We start from the raw sequence: 16,657 nt of genomic DNA, 5'->3' as shown, positions 1-16,657 counted from the left end.
TTGTCACGCAGGCGCGATTCGCGCTCACATGGCGGTGATCGTGACGGGCCTTGCCACATTTGTCCCGGTTTTGCCGCTTTCTGGCGATAGGGCATTGCGCAAGTTTCGTATACCGGGATCGCAAATGGCCGGTGACGAGGTCTGATTTTGGTCTCGGTTCGTTTACCTCTCCCGTGTAAAGAGCTCGGCTAATTCACGGCCGCAGGAAATTACCGGTACGGTAGGTGCGTGGCGCAAGCGGGCTTTGCTGCAGGATTAGAACAAGATGTCTGACTATTCTCGTCGTGGTTTTCTCTCCACTTTGGCCCTCGGGGCCGCTGCGACCGCCTTGGCGCGTCCGGCTGCCGCGCAGGATTACGGCCTGGGCCAGATGGAGATGAAGGAACGCTACGATTCCGTGGCCAGCCCCATCGGGCAGGCCAGCAGTTCCTCGCCCACTTTCTCGGCCTACACCTTGCAGGCCACGCAGAATGCCCTGCAGAAATATAGTGAAATCGCTGCCCAGGGCGGCTGGCCCCAGGTGACCGGCAAGGGCCGCCTGCAGCTTGGTTCGCGCAGCCCCGACGTCGTCTCGTTGCGCCAGCGCCTGATCGCCTCGGGTGATCTGGCGCCGTCGCTCGGCGGTTCGCCCGTCTTCGATTCCTATCTCGACGGTGCGGTGAAGCGCTTCCAGTCGCGCCACGGCATCCTGTCCAGCGGCGTCGTCGGCGACACCTCGCGCGCCGCCCTCGCCATTCCGATCGATGTCCGCATCAAGCAGCTGCAGATGAACATCGTGCGCCTGCGCTCGATGGGCAATCTGGGCAACCGCTACATCATGATGAACATTCCGGCGACCGAGCTGGAAGCTGTGAACAACGGCGCGGTCGAGCAGCGCCACTCCACGGTGATCGGCAAGCCGGACCGGCCCTCGCCGATCCTGTCGACCGTGGTGCAGAACATCAATTTCAACCCCTATTGGACCGTGCCGCTCTCCATCATCAAGAAGGATCTGATCCCTCTGATGCAGAAGGAGCCGAGCTATCTGGCCGATCACCACATCCGCATCTTCAACCCACAGGGCCAGGAGATCACGCCCGAGCAGATCAACTGGAACACGGATGAGGCCACGCGCATGCGCTTCAGGCAGGATCCGGGTTTCGGCAATTCGCTCGGCCAGGTGCGCATCAACATCGCCAACCAGTATGGCGTCTACATGCACGACACGCCCTACAAGTCGGTGTTCGGCTCGGACTACCGCTTCGATTCCTCGGGCTGTGCCCGCGTGCAGGACGTCCGCGAACTGGTCGCCTGGATCCTGCAGGGCACCGAATATACCCGCGACCGCATCGACGAAGTGATCCGTTCGGGCGCCCAGACGACCGTCAACCCGACCGCCAAGGTGCCGGTGTTCTGGGCCTATATCACGGCCTGGGCGACGCCCGAGGGCCTCGTCGAATTCCGCGACGACATCTACAACAAGGATGGCTTCGCCTCGCTTTCCGTGGTCACCAAGGAAGAGCAGGGCTGATCGGGGCGCTGCTCCCTCCGTCCTGAAAGAGATTGGCAACGCCGCAGCCTCGTCTGCGGCGTTGCCGCGTTTGGAGCCCGCCTTTCCAGCCTTGGCGCAACTTTGGTCGCTTGCAGACATGACTTTGCGGTGCAACTCCGTTATGTCGTCTGCCTCTTCTCCAACGAGGCCCTGCCACGATGAATGACGCTCGCTCCGCCGCCCTGTCGAACAGCTTCTTCGCCGCCGATCTGCATTCTGCCGATCCGGAGCTGGCGCGTACCATCGATCTCGAATTGGGCCGCCTGCGCGACCATATCGAGCTGATCGCGTCCGAGAACATCGTTTCGAAGGCGGTCCTGGAGGCTCAGGGCTCGATCATGACCAACAAATATGCGGAGGGCTATCCGGGCCGCCGCTATTATGGCGGTTGCGAATTCGTCGACATGGCCGAGAACCTGGCGATCGAGCGCGTCAAAAAGCTGTTCGGCTGCGCCTATGCCAATGTCCAGCCCAATTCCGGCAGCCAGGCCAATCAGGGCGTGTTCCTGGCGCTGATGAAGCCGGGCGACACCTTCATGGGCCTCAACCTCAATGCCGGCGGCCATCTCACCCATGGTTCGGCCGTCAACATGTCCGGCCGCTGGTTCAACGTGGTGCCCTACAATGTGCGCCCGGACGACCAGCGCGTCGACATGGACGAGGTCGAGCGTCTCGCCCATGAGCACAAGCCCAAGCTGATCATCGCCGGCGGCTCGGGCTATGCCCGCCATTGGGACTTCGCCCGCTTCCGTGAGATCGCCGATGCGGTCGGCGCCTATTTCTTCGTCGACATGGCCCATTTCGCCGGCCTGGTCGCCGGCGATGCGCATCCCTCGCCGTTCCCGCATGCCCATGTGGCGACCTCGACCACCCACAAGACCCTGCGCGGCCCGCGCGGCGGCATCATCCTCACCAATGACGAGGAGATCGCCAAGAAGGTGAATTCGGCCGTGTTCCCAGGCCTGCAGGGCGGACCGCTGATGCATGTCATCGCCGCCAAGGCCGTGGCTTTCGGCGAGGCGCTGCGCCCCGAATTCAAGGCCTATGCAAGCCAAGTCGTCGAGAACGCTGCCGCCCTGGCCGCCAATCTCAAGGGCAACGGCTTCGACATCGTCTCCGGCGGTACCGACAACCATCTGATGCTGGTGGACCTGCGTCCCAAGAACCTGACCGGCAATTTTGCCGAGAAGGCGATGGAGCGGGCTCACATCACCTGCAACAAGAACGGCATCCCCTATGATCCGCAGAAGCCGATGGTGACCTCGGGCATCCGCCTGGGTACCCCTGCCGCCACCTCGCGCGGCTTCGGCGTCAAGGAGTTCCAGGAAGTCGGCGATCTCATCACCGAGGCGCTGGAAGGCCTGGCCAAGAACGGCGCCGACAACAATGGCGCAGTCGAAGAAGCGGTGCGCGTCAAGGTCAACAAGCTGACGGGCCGCTTCCCGATCTACTGATCGCTGCCGGGAGAGCGGATATCTCAGCCACATGTCTGCATGTTGCGACGTCCGCTTCTTGGAAACGCATCGCGTGCAGTATAGGAAGTGCGGACATCGCGACATGCGAGCACGTCGGATGTCCGCACTCCCAGGAATAATCCATGAAATGCCCCTATTGCGGTGCGCCCGACACGCAGGTGAAGGACAGCCGCCCCACCGATGACGGAACCTCGATCCGCCGCCGCCGCGTCTGTACGGACTGCGGGGGACGGTTCACGACCTTCGAACGCGTGCAATTGCGTGAACTGACGGTCGTCAAGCGTTCGGGCCGCAAGGTTGCGTTTGACCGCGACAAGCTCTCGCGCTCCATCACCACGGCACTGCGCAAGCGCCCGGTCGATGAGGAGCGCATTGAGCGGCTGGTCAACGGCCTGGTTCGGCAGATCGAGAGCCTGGGGGAAAGCGAGATCACCTCCGAGCAGATCGGCCGCATCGTCATGAAGGGGCTCAAGGCCCTCGACGATGTCGCCTATGTGCGCTTCGCCTCGGTCTATCGCAATTTCAGCGAGGCCAAGGACTTTACGGCTGTTCTCGATGAATTGAGCATTGAGGACGAGACGCGGGTGGACGAGGAGTGAGCTCTGCCGGTCCATGTGGGCGCGACATTCCCGTGTCGCGCTTGCATGACGCATGCGGCAAGCTTATCTGCTGCTTCGAGCTCCCCTTGCCGGTTTGATGTTTTCCCGTGACTTTCGCCATGCCTGTCTCCGCCATCGATGCCCTGCGGCGTGACGAACGCTTTATGCGGGCGGCTCTGGCGCTGGGGCGGCGGGGATTTGGCAATACCTGGCCAAATCCGGCCGTCGGCTGCGTGATCGTCCGCCGGGTCGGCGACGCCGATATCATCGTCGGCCGGGGCTGGACGCAGCCGGGTGGGCGGCCGCATGCGGAGACGCAGGCGCTGGCCGAGGCTGGAGCACTGGCCAAGGGGGCCACCGCCTATGTCACCCTCGAACCCTGCTCGCATTACGGGCGCACCGGCCCCTGCGCTGATGCCTTGGCGCGCGGCGGCATTGCGCGTGTGGTTGGAGCGCTGCGCGATCCGGACCCGCGCGTGGGCGGGCGCGGCTTCGACATGCTGCGGCGCTATGGCCTCGAGGTTCGCGAGGGTGTGCTGGCGGATGAAGCCTTCCAGGCCCATGTCGGGCACATCACGCGCGTGACCTTCGGCCGGCCCGGGCTCACCGTGAAGATCGCGGTCTCTGCGGACGGCAAGCTCGCCGGTCCCGGCGGGCGCCCGGTTCGTATCACCGGCGAGGAGGCGAGCGCCCATGTGCATCTGATGCGGGCCCAGAGCGATGCCATCGCCGTCGGCATCGGCACGGTGCTCAAAGACGACCCGATGCTCACCGTGAGGTTGCCCGGCATGGCTGCCCAGTCGCCGGTGCGGATCGTCTTCGATTCAAGGCTGCGGCTCCCGCTCTCCTCGCGGCTGGTCGAGACGGCACGCGAGGTGCCGGTATGGGTCATGGCTCGCGCCGACGCCCCCGTCGAACCGGAACGGGACCTGGTCGAGGCGGGGGTGGAGGTGATGCGGATCGGCTGCTCGGCCCTTTTGCCCAGCGGGGGAGCATCCCTCGATCTCGGCGAGGCCTTGCGCCTGCTCGGCACACGGGGCGTCACCCGCCTGCTGGTCGAAGCCGGCCCCCAGCTGGCTGCCGGCCTGGTCGAGGCCGATCTCGTCGAGGAGTTCGTGCAGTTCACCTCGCCCGAACCGATCGGGGAGGGAGTGACGGCCCTGACGTCGCAGCTTCAGGCGAAAATTGACGGGCAATTGCCCAATCTGGCCGCTCGTATGGTCGGCCATGATACCATGACCATTCAACGCAGGAACTGAGCCATGTTCACCGGCATCATCACCGACATTGGCGAGATCGTCGCGCTGGAGGACCACGGCTCCGCCAAGCGCATCACCATCGCCTGCTCCTATCCCGCCGACACCATGACGGTGGGCGCCTCCATGGCGGTGGCCGGTATCTGCTTTACCATGACCAGTCTGGCCCTGCGGCCGGGTGGCGACACGCTGTTCACCGTCGATGCCTCTTCCGAGACGATCGGGCGCACGACACTCGGCGCCTGGCGCGTGGGGCATAAGCTCAATCTCGAGCGGGCGCTCCGGATCGGGGATGAACTCGGCGGACATATCGTCTCCGGCCATGTCGACGGGGTGGCGACCGTGCTGGATCGCAAGGATCAGGACGGCACCTCGCAATTCATCTTCCGGGTACCTGGTGACCTGTCGCGTTTCATCGCCCAGAAGGGATCGCTGGCGCTCGACGGCACGTCGTTGACCGTCAACAAGGTCGAGGGGCAGGATTTCGGCGTGATGATGATCCCCCACACCCTGTGCGTCACCACCTGGGGCAATACCGAGGTGGGCGATACTGTTAACATCGAGATCGACACCATGGCGCGCTATGCCGCGCGGCTGGCGGATGTCGGGACCGAACGTTGGAGTGATCGCGCCGGAGGCTGAGACAGGCCGCGCCCCGCCATGCTTCGCGGTCACATCCCTCCTGCTCAAAACCGGCTTTCCCTTTTCGACACGATGCTCTAGGAACGCCGTCAATCCAACAGCATTCAGGCGGCGCGTTTAGAGCCTGCCTTTCCTCTGAGACGAGAATTCCCATGGCCGGTCCCAGGCGTGTTTCCAGTTCCTCCGCCCCTTCCTTCGAAAATACCGAGTCCGGCTTCGGCGGTCCGCTGCCGCCGCATATCCTGATCGTCGAAGCCCGGTATTACGAAGAGATCGCCGACGGGCTGCTCACCGGCGCGACCGGCGCCATCAAGGCGGCTGGCGGCAGCTTCGACGTGCTCACCGTGCCGGGTGCCCTCGAAATCCCCTCGGCCATCGTGATGGCTCTCGACGCCGCGGTACAGCGCGGCCGTGCCTATGATGCGGCAATCGCCCTGGGCTGTGTGATCCGCGGCGAGACCACCCATTACGACATCGTCGCCGGCGAGAGTTCGCGCGCTCTGATGGACATCTCGGTGCAGCGCGCCTTGCCGCTCGGCAACGGCATCCTCACCGTCGAGAATGACGAGCAGGCCCGTGTTCGCGCCAGCATTTCGGAAATGAACAAGGGTGGCGGCGCCGCCGATGCCGCCCTGCACATGGTTGCCCTGAAACGCCGCCTGCATGGGGTCGAGGCATGAGCCGCGCCCAGAAACGTTCCGCTGCGCGCCTTGCCAGCGTGCAGGCGCTCTACCAGATGGACATCCGCGGCACCAATGTCGTCGAGGTGCTGGCCGAATTCGAGAACCACTGGATCGGCCAGGAGATCGACGGCGTGGAATATTCGCCGGCCGAAGAGAGCTTCTTCCGCGACATCGTCGGCGGGGTCGTGCGCGAGCAGCGCAGCATCGATCCCAAGGTCGACCAGGCGCTGGCCGATGGCTGGCCGCTCAAGCGGGTGGATGCCATCCTGCGCGCCATCCTGCGTGCCGGCGTCTATGAATTGCTGCATCGCAAGGACATCCCGCCGAAGGTGACGATCTCCGAATATGTCAGCGTCGCGCATGCCTTCCTCGATCGCGAGGAGGCCGGCATGGTCAACGCCGTGCTCGACAAGATCGCCAAGGCCGAACGCAACGACCATCTCCAGGCTTCCTGAGCATCAGTCCTCGCATGGCGCGGCTCACCGAAGACCAGTTGATCAGCCGCTTCTTCGCCCCGCTCGCGACCCATCCCGGCGCGCGCGGGCTGACGGACGACGCTGCGACGCTGAGTGTGCCGCCTGGCGAGCATCTGGTGGTCACCATCGATGCGCTTGTCGCCGACATTCATTTCCTCGCCGACGATGATCCCGATCTCATCGCGCGCAAGGCCTTGCGCGTGAACCTGTCCGACCTTGCCGCCAAGGGCGCGCGGCCGCATGCCTATACGCTCTGCCTTGCCCTGCCGCCGGGTTGGCGTGAGGACTGGCTGCAGCGCTTCGCCGAGGGCCTGGCGGTCGACGGCAAGGAATTCGCCTTCGCTCTGCTGGGCGGCGATACGGTCAAGACCACGGGGCCGTTGACGATCGCCGTCAACGCCTTCGGCCTGGTGCCCTCCGATCGCATTCCGCGCCGCGACGGCGCGCAGCCTCGCGACATCCTCTATGTCAGCGGATCCATCGGCGACGGAGCTCTGGGTCTGCTGGCACGTCGCGGCGCGGCTGCCTTGGCCGGGCTTGCAGAGGTGGAGCGCGATCACCTGGCCAGGCGCTACCTCCTGCCACAGCCGCGCACGGCGCTGGCGCCGGCGGTGCTCGCCCACGCCTCGGCCTCGATGGATATTTCCGATGGCCTCGTCGGCGATCTCGCCAAGCTGCTGAGGGCTTCCGGTGCGTCGGCCGATGTCGAACGCGATGCCGTGCCGCTTTCGCCAGCCGCGCAGGCAGCCTGCAAGCTTGACGCGACGTTGCTGGAAACGGCCCTAACGGGAGGGGACGACTACGAGATCCTCTGCGCCGTGCCTTCCGGGCAACGCGCCGCTTTCGAAGCGGCAGCGCGGAACTCCGGGGTACCAGTCAGCCCGATCGGCGTGGTGACATCGGGTCATCATGTTCCGAGATGGTTCGACAGTGAGGGCAACGACGTCCAGTTCGCCCGAGGCAGTTTCAGTCATTTTTGAGGGGCTGTCCCCCTCCCGATTCGGGAGAGGGAGCCGCAGGCGTTGTGTTCCGCCTTGTTGTCGTGCGCTTCGCCCGACCGTTATCAACCGCGACGCCGATGCTCCCCTCTCCCAGGTTCGGAGAGGGGTCGGGGGTGAGGGCAACTACCCCCACTCTCATCGATGCCCTTATTTCCCTGCCAAAGCCTTGGCAAGGTCTTCCGGCAGGGTCAGGCGATAGGCCAGCACCAGCGTGTCGTTGGTGAGGCCGGCGTCGTAGCTCTGACCCTTCATCACGCCCTTCCTGGTGAGGAAGTCGTTGTCGTTGCCGACGAACAGGAAGGCATCGTTTGGCGCAGCCGGGTCGAGGGCGGGCACCAGCGTCATGGCTTCCCATTTTTCCGACAGGGTGAGGTCGTTGGACTTGGCATTGTCGATGTTGAGGCCGAACTTGCCGAGCTGGGTGGCGTTCAACAGGTTGACCAACACCTGCGAGCGGGCAGGGGTAATGGTGGGGTCGAGGACATTGCGGTCGTCCTTGGCGGGCGCGATCGGCTTGGTGCCGGTTTCATAGTCCGTGCCGGCCAGATTGGTGGCGCCGCTGGTGTCGACCACCAGGATGGCCTTGAACATCTCCGGATTCTTGCAGTCGCAGCCATGGCCGGCGCCGTCGCGGGCGAGCAGAAGGAAGCGGTGGTCGTCGAGCGCCACCATCTCGCTTTGTGCGGCCGTGCTGTCGATCTTGCCGTCGCCTTTCTTGGAATAAACCGGCAGTTCGATCGCGTAGACGGCCTTGGGGGTCTTGGGCAGCGGGTCCGAGGCGACGTCATAGACGTAGATCCGCGTGGTGGCACGGTTCGCCTGGTTCTTGCCGGCCGAGCTGTCCTGCAGCGCGCCGCTTTGCAGCACGGCGTAGAGGGTCTTGCCATCCGGCGTCAGCGAGATCGCTTCCAGGCCCTGATTGTTGCGCCGGCCGGTGTCGGGCGCTTCCATCGAGGTGAAGTTGATCTTGCCCTTCTTGGTGGGAACCAGGGCCGGGCCAGGCGGGATGAGGCCCTTCAGCTTGCCGTCCGGTCCGAACAGATAGACGGCGGCGGCATATTCATCGCCGACATAGAAGCTGCCATCGGAACGATAGGCGAGCGACTCGGCGTCGAAGGAGAGGGAGCCGGCGCCAAGCGCTCCGGCCGGCGGTACGGGCAGGGTATAGCCGTCCATTTCGACGGTGTTGTCGGCGGGATCGGCCCCCGTCGTCGGCTTGCCGTCGAGGCCGGTGAGGAAGACGCCTTTGCCGTCGAGCGGCTTCAGTTCGATCTGCGACTGCGAGGTGACGGCGGCGGGCAGGGCAGGGCCGGAATAGGGCGTGAAGGCGAAGTCGAAGGCGAGGACGCGGCCCTGATAGTCAAAGAACAGGCCCTTGTCGGGATTGTTGTAGCCGCGGTCCGGCAGGGAGCGGAGCTGGCCCATATAGCCGGTGGCGGTCTTGCTCCAGCTCTTGGGATCGATCGCCATGGAGGAGAAGGAGCCGAGCGTGTCGCCCTTTTCGTCCTTGAGGTCGGCACTCAGCCGGCCGACGCCGACCAGGCCATGATTGACGAAGCTGCCGCTGGCGAAATCGATCTTCTCTTCGCCCGGGGCGGAAGAAACGAAGGGCTCCTTGATGGCAAGGGGCTCGGCCATTGCCAGCGTCGGCAGAACCGGGAGGGTGGTGAGAAGGATGGTGCGAAGAAGGCGCATGGAAATCTCGCTCGGTGGCCAGAACACAGACGCGCCTCAGCGAAAACGCGTCTTTGCTCCCGGTCATTGTTGTTTCGACGTGTCTTCGCAATTTTCAGCAATATGGCCGAATTGCGAAACGCTTCAGCGTGGACTTCCTTGGCAAGAGCCGATGACAGAGGCGTGACAGTTTTCCGGCGGGTGACGCACCAAGAGGATCTTCGAAAGAACTTGCCGCGAACGCACGGCGTCGGTTGCGCTGCCCGTATGATTTTGGCAGCATCGCGGCAATCCGGACAATCAGACGGCTCCGGTGGGAGGATTCGCCGCACCTGCAATATCCTGACCTTCGATACGAAGGGCAGGGGTCGTTCGTTCGTGCGATTTGTTCAGTGGCTTGTGCGAGTAAAGAACAAGGAACATTTAGTCCATGCTTTCTCTGTGGGTCATTATTGCGTGCGGGGCGCTTTCCCTCGTTTACGGAATCTGGGCATTCCAGTCGGTGATGGCGCAGCCCGCCGGCAACGCCCGGATGCAGGAAATCGCCGGTTTCGTGCGTGAAGGCGCACAGGCTTACCTCAGGCGCCAATACGTCACCATTTCCGGCGTCGGCATCATCATCTTCGCGCTGGTCGCTTATTTCCTCTCGATCCCGAGCGCCATCGGCTTTCTGATCGGCGCAGTGCTTTCGGGTCTTGCCGGCTTCATCGGCATGAACATGTCGGTGAGAGCCAATGTCCGCACGGCACAAGCTGCGATGAACTCGCTGGGGCAGGGGCTCGAAGTCGCCTTCAAGGCCGGTGCTGTCACCGGCATGCTGGTGGCCGGTCTCGCTTTGCTTGGCGTCGCCGTCTACTACTATGTGCTGACCGGCCCGATGCAGCTCTCCTTCGCGGATCCCAAGCAGGCGCGCGAGATCATCGATTCGCTGGTGGCTCTGGGCTTCGGCGCCTCGCTGATCTCGATCTTCGCCCGTCTGGGCGGCGGCATCTTCACCAAGGGCGCCGACGTCGGCGGTGATCTCGTCGGCAAGGTCGAGGCCGGCATTCCCGAGGACGACCCACGCAACCCTGCCACCATCGCCGACAATGTCGGCGACAATGTCGGTGACTGCGCCGGCATGGCCGCCGACCTGTTCGAGACCTATGCGGTCACCGTGGTCGCCACCATGGTGCTCGCGGCGATCCTGTTCGCCGGAACGCCGGTGCTCTCCAACGTGCTGCTCTATCCGCTCGGTATCGGCGCGGCGTGCATCGTCACCTCGATCGTCGGCACCTTCTTCGTCAAGCTCGGCGCCAACCAGTCGATCATGGGCGCGCTCTACAAGGGCTTCATCGCTTCGGCCGTGCTTTCGGTGGCGGGCCTGGCCGTCGCCACGCATTTCCTGATCGGCTGGGGCTCGATCGGCACCATTGGCGGCCATGACGTCACCGGCACCTCCCTGTTCGCCTGCGGCATCGTCGGCCTGGTGGTGACCGGCCTGATCGTCTGGATCACCGAGTACTATACGGGCATCGGCTACCGGCCGGTGCGTGAGATCTCGCAGGCTTCCGTCACCGGTCACGGCACCAACGTCATCCAGGGCCTCGCGGTCTCGCTGGAAGCGACGGCATTGCCCACCATCGTGATCGTCGCCGGTATCGTCGCCACCTACACGCTTGCCGGCCTGTTCGGCACGGCGATCGCCGTGACGACCATGCTGGGCCTCGCCGGCATGGTGGTGGCGCTCGACGCCTTCGGCCCGGTCACCGACAATGCCGGTGGCATTGCCGAAATGGCCGGCCTGCCCAAGGAAGTCCGCAAGTCGACGGATGCGCTCGACGCCGTCGGCAACACCACCAAGGCCGTCACCAAGGGTTATGCCATCGGCTCGGCCGGCCTCGGGGCGCTGGTGCTGTTCGCGGCCTATACCTCGGACCTTGCCTATTTCTCCTCGAATTCGGCCCAGTATCCCTACTTCGCCGGGGTGCAGCCGAACTTCTCGCTGGCCAATCCCTTCGTGGTCGTCGGCCTGCTGCTCGGCGGCCTCATTCCCTATCTCTTCGGCGGCATCGCCATGACCGCCGTGGGCAAGGCCGCTTCGGCCATCGTCGAGGAGGTCCGGCGCCAGTTCCGCGAGAAGCCCGGCATCATGCAGGGCACCGACAAGCCGGATTACGGCAAGGCGGTGGACCTGCTGACCCGCGCTGCCATCAAGGAGATGCTGATCCCCTCGCTGCTGCCGGTCCTGTCGCCGATCGTGATCTATTTCCTGGTGCTGTGGATCACCGGCTCGAAGTCGGATGCCTTCGCCGCCGTCGGCGCCATGCTGCTCGGCGTGATCGTCACGGGCCTGTTCGTCGCCATCTCGATGACGGCGGGCGGCGGCGCCTGGGACAATGCCAAGAAGTCGTTCGAGGACGGTTTCATCGACGCCAACGGCACCAAGCACCTCAAGGGCTCCGAAGCCCATAAGGCCTCGGTGACCGGTGACACGGTCGGCGATCCCTACAAGGATACGGCAGGCCCCGCCGTCAACCCGGCGATCAAGATCACCAACATTGTCGCGCTGCTGCTGCTGGCCATCCTGGCCCATCACTGAGCTTTCGCGATAGTCTATGGCGGGTGAGGGAGGGCAATGCCCTCCCTCATTCGTTTTGAAGCGGCAGCCATGGTTCTGACCGATGATCGAGACGCGCCTCCTGCACCAGTTCGTCGTCCTCGCCGAGGAACTGCATTTCCATCGCGCGGCCGAGCGCCTGCATATGGCCCAGCCGCCGCTCAGCCAGGCCGTGCGCAAGCTCGAGGAGAAGGTCGGCGCCCGCCTGTTCACACGCAGCAATCGTCATGTCGCCTTGACCGATGCCGGGGCCGCGTTTCTGGAGACGGCGAAAGCCTGCCTGGCAACCCTGGAGCAGGGAGCCCTGCGCGCACGCCGGATCGAGGCGGGACTGGCGGGTCGGCTTGCCATCACCTTTGTCGGCACGGCCCGCCGCGATCTGGTTCCACTGGCACTGCGAACCTTCCGCTCCCGTTTCCCGGAGGTGGAACTGGTTCTGCGCGAGGCGACCACGGCCAAGCAGATCGAGGCCCTGCGAGGCAAACAGGCCGATATCGGCTTCATGCGCTGGCCGGGCGTACCGGCAGCCGATATTCGCTTCGAGCGGATCGAGCGTGAGCCGGTCCTGGCGGCCTTACCCGACGATCATCCCCTCGCAGCCGGTACAGCGATAAGGCTCGAGCAACTGGCCGGGGAGGATTTCATCATGACTCCTCGCGACGAGGGAGTGAGCTTCCATGACCAGTTGATCGCCCTATGCCGCCATGCAGGCTTCGAGCCGCGCATCACCCAGGAGGCCTGCGAGATGCAGACCGTCGTCGGCCTGGTGGCAGGCGGCCTCGGAGTGGCGCTGGTACCGGCCTCGGCCACCCAGGAGAACCGCAAGGGCGTGGCCTTTTGTCCGATCGTCACCACCGCACCGGATGAATTGAGCCACATGGACATGGTTCTCGGCTGGCGCGCCGATATCGCCTCGCCGATCCGCGACAGCTTCATCGAAATCGTCAGTCAGTTGAGCACGTTTGATATGTGATAGCTATCAATCGATTATCTATAATATATTTTACAATGATCGCTGGGTGATCAAAATCGCTTCCGAGCTGAGCGGGAGCGGTTGCCATGAACCTTCAGACCTCGGACCGACGCGATGTCCTGAAATGTGCAGCGGCTGCCATGACGGCCGCCTTTGCTTTGCATGCCGGCTCCAGCCATGCCCGAAGGAGCAGGAAATCAATGATCTATCAATTGCGCATCTATGAAATATTCGAGCACAACAAGGCAGCTTTCCATGCTCGCTTTCGTGACCATGCCGTCCGTATCATGAAGACCTATGGCTTTGATTTCGCTTCGCTATGGGAGACGACCACGCCGGAGAGGACGGAATTCGTCTATCTGCTGCGCTGGCCGGATGCCGAGACCATGAAAGCAAGCTGGGATCGCTTTATGGCCGATCAGGAATGGCAACGCATCAAGGACGAAACCGTGGCCCGTGACGGCAAGATGGTCGGCGTGATCGAAGATCGCGCCATGCAGGCTGTCGACTACGCGCCCTTGATCTGAGAGGCGGCAATTTCCCCTGACGCAGGCTCTCTGCCTACCTTTCCGACCGCGTCTTTCATGTCGGTTGACAGGATGGGGAGAACGCGCAAGCTGGATTGGGGTTGAGCCGAAACAACCCGGTATGCTCCTCGATATGCGAGGGCGGCCGGGTTGGCCGCGACCCGCGACGATCCAACGAGACTCAGAGGAGCGGAGGGATATATGGCCCGCAAGCGCGACGTTCCCGGGATCAGAGCCTATGACAGCCCCGCCGGCGGCTGGGGTGCCCTCAAGGCGACGGCAGCGGCCGTGCGCACGCAGATGGAAGTGCTCGAGGCGCCGCTGACCTTCCTGCGGATGAACCAGCCGGACGGTTTCGATTGCCCCGGCTGTGCTTGGCCGGACAAGGAGCACCGCTCGACCTTCCAGTTTTGCGAGAACGGTGCCAAGGCGGTGACCTGGGAGGCGACGAGCAAACGCGTCACGCCGGAATTCTTCGCCGATCACACCGTGACCGAGCTCCTGGGCTGGAGCGACTACCACCTCGAGAACGAGGGCCGCCTCACCCATCCGATGGCCTATGATTCGGAGACGGATACCTATCAGCCGATCGAATGGGACGATGCCTTCGCGCGGATCGCCGCCGCCTTGCGCAGCCTACCCGATCCGAACATGGCCGAGTTCTACACCTCTGGCCGGGCCTCTAATGAGGCGGCCTTCCTGTTCCAGCTCTTTGCCCGCGAATATGGCAGCAATAATTTTCCCGATTGCTCCAACATGTGCCACGAGGCGACCAGCGTCGGCCTGCCGCAATCGATCGGCATCGGCAAGGGCACCGTCTCGCTGGAGGATTTCGACCATTGCGAGCTGATCCTCTCGCTGGGCCACAATCCGGGCACCAACCATCCGCGCATGATGGGCACGCTGCATGAATGCTCGCGCCGCGGCGTGCCGATCATCGTGTTCAATCCGCTGAAGGAACGGGCGCTCGAGCGCTTCGCCGACCCCCAGAACCCTGTCGAGATGGGGACCTTCGGTTCCACGCGGATCGCCTCGTCCTATTATCAGGTCAAGGTCGGCGCGGATGCCGCTGCCCTCAAGGGCGTCATGAAGGCCCTGGTCGAGATGGACGAAGCATCGGACAACAAAGTCCTCGACCACGATTTCATCGCCAATCACACACGTGGCTTTGCTGAGTTCGCTGCCGACCTCGCTGCGACGTCCTGGCAGGCCATCGAGGCCATCAGCGGCTTCAGCAAGGCCCAGCTCGGCGAGGTCGCGACGGCCTATGCCCGTTCGAACGCCACCATCGTCGCCTATGGCATGGGCATCACGCAGCACAATCGGGGCACTGCCAATGTGCAGCAGATCGCCAATCTCCTGCTGCTGAAAGGCAATTTCGGCAAGCCGGGGGCCGGCATCTGCCCCCTGCGCGGCCATTCCAACGTGCAGGGCAACCGTACGGTCGGCATCACCGAAAGGCCCAATGCTCCCTTGTTCGAGGGTATCGAGCGCACTTTCGGCTTCAAGCCGCCAAGTCATCACGGCCATGACGCGGTGGCCGCCATGGAGGCGATCGACGCAGGCAGCTCGAAGATCCTGATCTGCCTGGGCGGCAATTTCGCGGTCGCCATGCCGGATCCCGAGCGCAGCCATGCCGCCATGCGCAAGCTCGACCTGACGGTGCATCTCGACACCAAGCTGAACCGCTCGCAGCTTCTCATCGGCAAGCAGTCACTCATCCTGCCGGTATTGGGGCGGACCGAGCGCGACATGCAGGCGAGCGGGCCTCAGGCCGTGACGGTGGAGGATTCGATGTCGATGGTGCATGCCTCGCGCGGCAAGCTGCCACCGGCCTCCGAATATCTGCGCTCCGAGACGGCCATCGTCGCCGGCATCGCCATGGCGACGCTGCCCGACAGCAAGGTTTACTGGGCCGAGATGGTGGCCGATTACGATCTCATCCGCGATGCGATCGAGAATGTCCTGCCGGACTTCAAGGACTACAACCAGCGTATCCGCATCCCCGGTGGCTTCCGCCTGCCTTTGCCGCCGACCGAGCGCATCTGGCCGACCCCATCGGGCAAGGCCGAGTTCCTGTCCTTCAAGGGGCTGGAAGAGGATACAGCCAGCGCCGACGCCGACGTGCTCAAGCTGGCGACCATCCGCAGCCATGATCAATACAACACCACGATCTACGGCTTGAATGATCGCTATCGCGGCGTGTTCGGCCGTCGTGACGTGCTATTCGTGAATGCGGCGGATCTCTCCCGGCTGGGACTGGAGCATGGCGATCTCGTCGAGATCGAGACGGCGCTGCCATCGGGCGAGCCGCGACGACTCAAGCTTACCGCCATTGCCTATGATATCGCGTGTGGCTCGGTCGCGGCCTATTATCCCGAAGCCAATGGGCTGGTGCCCCTCGACTACAAGGATGAGGAAAGCGGGACGCCTTCCTACAAATCCGTGCCGGTGCGGATCCGGAAAACAGGCTGACGCACAAGAAGGCCAGCCGGCTGGCCACTCAACCTGCCTTGGCGGCCCCGACACACAGGCCGTCGACGAAAACGTCGACGAGCCGCTGCACGGCTTCCAGCCAGCCGGGATGGTCGCGCATGTAGCACATGCCCACCAGGGCCCGCAGCAGATCTTCCGGCGTCACGTCCGCCCGCATCTGTCCGGCGGCGACGGCCCGGTTCAGCAGGATGCCAAGCGCCGTGGTCAGGCGATCGAAGGAATAGGCATAGAGTTCGGACGGGGCGTAGGCAGCGAGTGCCAATGCCGTCAGCATGCCTTTCTTGGTCGCGACCAACTGGACATTGGCATGCAACCAGCGGCGGACCGCATCGACCGGCTCCGCATCGTCCTTCAGCTGCTCCGCCAATTCGCTGAGATGATCCACTTCCTGCCGATAGACCGCCTCGAATAGTGATTCGCGAGTGGGGAAATGGCGGTAGAGCGTGCCGATGCCGACTTCCGCCTGCCTTGCGACCGCCTCCAGACTCGCATCGGAGCCGCCTCTGCTGAAAACGGTCTTGGCAGCCGCCAGCAGCCGTTCCCGATTGCGGATCGCATCGGCGCGCGGCTTGCGTCTTGTTTTCTCGGTTTGCTCCACCATCTGAATTCAGCCAGCCTGCCCCTTGCAAAACGGAGGGACCCTCCGTATAAATACTGCATGAGCATCAAATCAGACAGATGCTCTCCAATCAAATCGATGCCCGATTCCCTAGGGCAGCCCGTTT

Annotated in this window: 14 protein-coding genes; 12 read left to right on the top strand and 2 right to left on the bottom strand. The window is 63.8% G+C overall.

Annotated features, from left to right (window positions below; translation table 11 throughout):
* Positions 1 to 265: 265 nt before the first annotated feature.
* The 8 genes from ABXS05_RS05430 to thiL all read left to right on the top strand — a co-directional run bounded on the left by ABXS05_RS05430 (position 266) and on the right by thiL (position 7,642).
* Positions 266 to 1,510 carry a L,D-transpeptidase family protein gene (locus tag ABXS05_RS05430; RefSeq protein WP_367623183.1) on the top strand — a complete coding sequence of 415 codons (1,245 nt, stop codon included), beginning with the start codon at positions 266 to 268 and terminating at the stop codon, positions 1,508 to 1,510.
* 179 nt (positions 1,511 to 1,689) lie between these two features.
* A complete protein-coding gene (gene glyA / locus ABXS05_RS05425) occupies positions 1,690 to 2,985 on the top strand; it encodes a serine hydroxymethyltransferase (RefSeq protein WP_367623182.1) in 1,296 nt (431 codons plus the stop codon).
* A gap of 143 nt (positions 2,986 to 3,128) precedes the next feature.
* Positions 3,129 to 3,605: a transcriptional regulator NrdR gene (gene nrdR / locus ABXS05_RS05420; protein WP_311935487.1), complete on the top strand. Its 477-nt coding sequence runs from the start codon at positions 3,129 to 3,131 to the stop codon at positions 3,603 to 3,605.
* 119 nt (positions 3,606 to 3,724) lie between these two features.
* Positions 3,725 to 4,864, top strand: a complete 1,140-nt coding sequence (gene ribD / locus ABXS05_RS05415; protein ID WP_367623181.1) for a bifunctional diaminohydroxyphosphoribosylaminopyrimidine deaminase/5-amino-6-(5-phosphoribosylamino)uracil reductase RibD — start codon at positions 3,725 to 3,727, stop codon at positions 4,862 to 4,864.
* 3 nt (positions 4,865 to 4,867) lie between these two features.
* Positions 4,868 to 5,503 carry a riboflavin synthase gene (locus tag ABXS05_RS05410; protein ID WP_367623180.1) on the top strand — a complete coding sequence of 212 codons (636 nt, stop codon included), beginning with the start codon at positions 4,868 to 4,870 and terminating at the stop codon, positions 5,501 to 5,503.
* A 152-nt stretch (positions 5,504 to 5,655) separates the two neighbouring features.
* On the top strand, positions 5,656 to 6,183 hold the full coding sequence (locus ABXS05_RS05405) for a 6,7-dimethyl-8-ribityllumazine synthase (RefSeq protein ID WP_082980224.1): 528 nt from the start codon (positions 5,656 to 5,658) through the stop codon (positions 6,181 to 6,183).
* Positions 6,180 to 6,641, top strand: coding sequence for a transcription antitermination factor NusB (gene nusB, locus ABXS05_RS05400; RefSeq protein WP_367623179.1), 462 nt, complete (start codon positions 6,180 to 6,182; stop codon positions 6,639 to 6,641). The genes ABXS05_RS05405 and nusB overlap by 4 nt, the downstream gene beginning before the upstream one ends.
* A 14-nt stretch (positions 6,642 to 6,655) precedes the next feature.
* A complete protein-coding gene (gene thiL / locus ABXS05_RS05395) occupies positions 6,656 to 7,642 on the top strand; it encodes a thiamine-phosphate kinase (RefSeq protein WP_367623178.1) in 987 nt (328 codons plus the stop codon).
* 168 nt (positions 7,643 to 7,810) lie between these two features.
* On the opposite strand, the gene ABXS05_RS05390 is transcribed toward thiL, so the two are convergent.
* Positions 7,811 to 9,358, bottom strand: coding sequence for an esterase-like activity of phytase family protein (locus ABXS05_RS05390; RefSeq protein ID WP_367623177.1), 1,548 nt, complete (start codon positions 9,356 to 9,358; stop codon positions 7,811 to 7,813).
* 409 nt (positions 9,359 to 9,767) lie between these two features.
* Here ABXS05_RS05390 and ABXS05_RS05385 point away from each other — a divergent pair, with 409 nt between their 5' ends.
* The 4 genes from ABXS05_RS05385 to ABXS05_RS05370 all read left to right on the top strand — a co-directional run bounded on the left by ABXS05_RS05385 (position 9,768) and on the right by ABXS05_RS05370 (position 15,911).
* Positions 9,768 to 11,918 (top strand): sodium-translocating pyrophosphatase, encoded by a 2,151-nt coding sequence (locus tag ABXS05_RS05385; protein WP_311935473.1) that lies wholly within the window; start codon positions 9,768 to 9,770, stop codon positions 11,916 to 11,918.
* 82 nt (positions 11,919 to 12,000) lie between these two features.
* Entirely contained in the window at positions 12,001 to 12,909 is a 909-nt protein-coding gene (locus tag ABXS05_RS05380) for a LysR family transcriptional regulator (protein ID WP_367623176.1), read from the top strand.
* A 200-nt stretch (positions 12,910 to 13,109) separates the two neighbouring features.
* Positions 13,110 to 13,436 (top strand): NIPSNAP family protein, encoded by a 327-nt coding sequence (locus tag ABXS05_RS05375; RefSeq protein WP_367623175.1) that lies wholly within the window; start codon positions 13,110 to 13,112, stop codon positions 13,434 to 13,436.
* Positions 13,437 to 13,637: 201 nt separating this feature from the next.
* The gene (locus ABXS05_RS05370) at positions 13,638 to 15,911 is read left to right on the top strand and encodes an FdhF/YdeP family oxidoreductase (RefSeq protein WP_367623174.1); all 2,274 of its coding nucleotides are present in this window, start codon (positions 13,638 to 13,640) and stop codon (positions 15,909 to 15,911) included.
* A gap of 28 nt (positions 15,912 to 15,939) precedes the next feature.
* On the opposite strand, the gene ABXS05_RS05365 is transcribed toward ABXS05_RS05370, so the two are convergent.
* Positions 15,940 to 16,533: a TetR/AcrR family transcriptional regulator gene (locus tag ABXS05_RS05365; protein ID WP_367623173.1), complete on the bottom strand. Its 594-nt coding sequence runs from the start codon at positions 16,531 to 16,533 to the stop codon at positions 15,940 to 15,942.
* Positions 16,534 to 16,657: the final 124 nt, after the last annotated feature.

The organism is Labrys neptuniae (assembly GCF_040797145.1).
Classification (GTDB): Bacteria; Pseudomonadota; Alphaproteobacteria; order Rhizobiales; family Labraceae; genus Labrys; species Labrys neptuniae.
The sequence above is the reverse complement of the archived record's forward strand: the minus strand, read 5'-3'. Positions and strand labels throughout refer to the sequence as shown.

Excerpts from the sequence above, each read along its gene's own strand:
- glyA (WP_367623182.1), top strand. The coding sequence starts at position 1,690 with ATGAATGACGCTCGCTCCGCCGCCCTGTCGAACAGCTTCTTCGCCGCC.
- ABXS05_RS05405 (WP_082980224.1), top strand. The coding sequence starts at position 5,656 with ATGGCCGGTCCCAGGCGTGTTTCCAGTTCCTCCGCCCCTTCCTTCGAA.
- ABXS05_RS05380 (WP_367623176.1), top strand. The coding sequence starts at position 12,001 with ATGATCGAGACGCGCCTCCTGCACCAGTTCGTCGTCCTCGCCGAGGAA.
- ABXS05_RS05430 (WP_367623183.1), top strand. The coding sequence starts at position 266 with ATGTCTGACTATTCTCGTCGTGGTTTTCTCTCCACTTTGGCCCTCGGG.
- ABXS05_RS05390 (WP_367623177.1), bottom strand. The coding sequence starts at position 9,358 with ATGCGCCTTCTTCGCACCATCCTTCTCACCACCCTCCCGGTTCTGCCG.
- ABXS05_RS05370 (WP_367623174.1), top strand. The coding sequence starts at position 13,638 with ATGGCCCGCAAGCGCGACGTTCCCGGGATCAGAGCCTATGACAGCCCC.
- ABXS05_RS05385 (WP_311935473.1), top strand. The coding sequence starts at position 9,768 with ATGCTTTCTCTGTGGGTCATTATTGCGTGCGGGGCGCTTTCCCTCGTT.
- nusB (WP_367623179.1), top strand. The coding sequence starts at position 6,180 with ATGAGCCGCGCCCAGAAACGTTCCGCTGCGCGCCTTGCCAGCGTGCAG.
- thiL (WP_367623178.1), top strand. The coding sequence starts at position 6,656 with ATGGCGCGGCTCACCGAAGACCAGTTGATCAGCCGCTTCTTCGCCCCG.
- ABXS05_RS05375 (WP_367623175.1), top strand. The coding sequence starts at position 13,110 with ATGATCTATCAATTGCGCATCTATGAAATATTCGAGCACAACAAGGCA.
- ABXS05_RS05365 (WP_367623173.1), bottom strand. The coding sequence starts at position 16,533 with ATGGTGGAGCAAACCGAGAAAACAAGACGCAAGCCGCGCGCCGATGCG.
- nrdR (WP_311935487.1), top strand. The coding sequence starts at position 3,129 with ATGAAATGCCCCTATTGCGGTGCGCCCGACACGCAGGTGAAGGACAGC.
- ABXS05_RS05410 (WP_367623180.1), top strand. The coding sequence starts at position 4,868 with ATGTTCACCGGCATCATCACCGACATTGGCGAGATCGTCGCGCTGGAG.
- ribD (WP_367623181.1), top strand. The coding sequence starts at position 3,725 with ATGCCTGTCTCCGCCATCGATGCCCTGCGGCGTGACGAACGCTTTATG.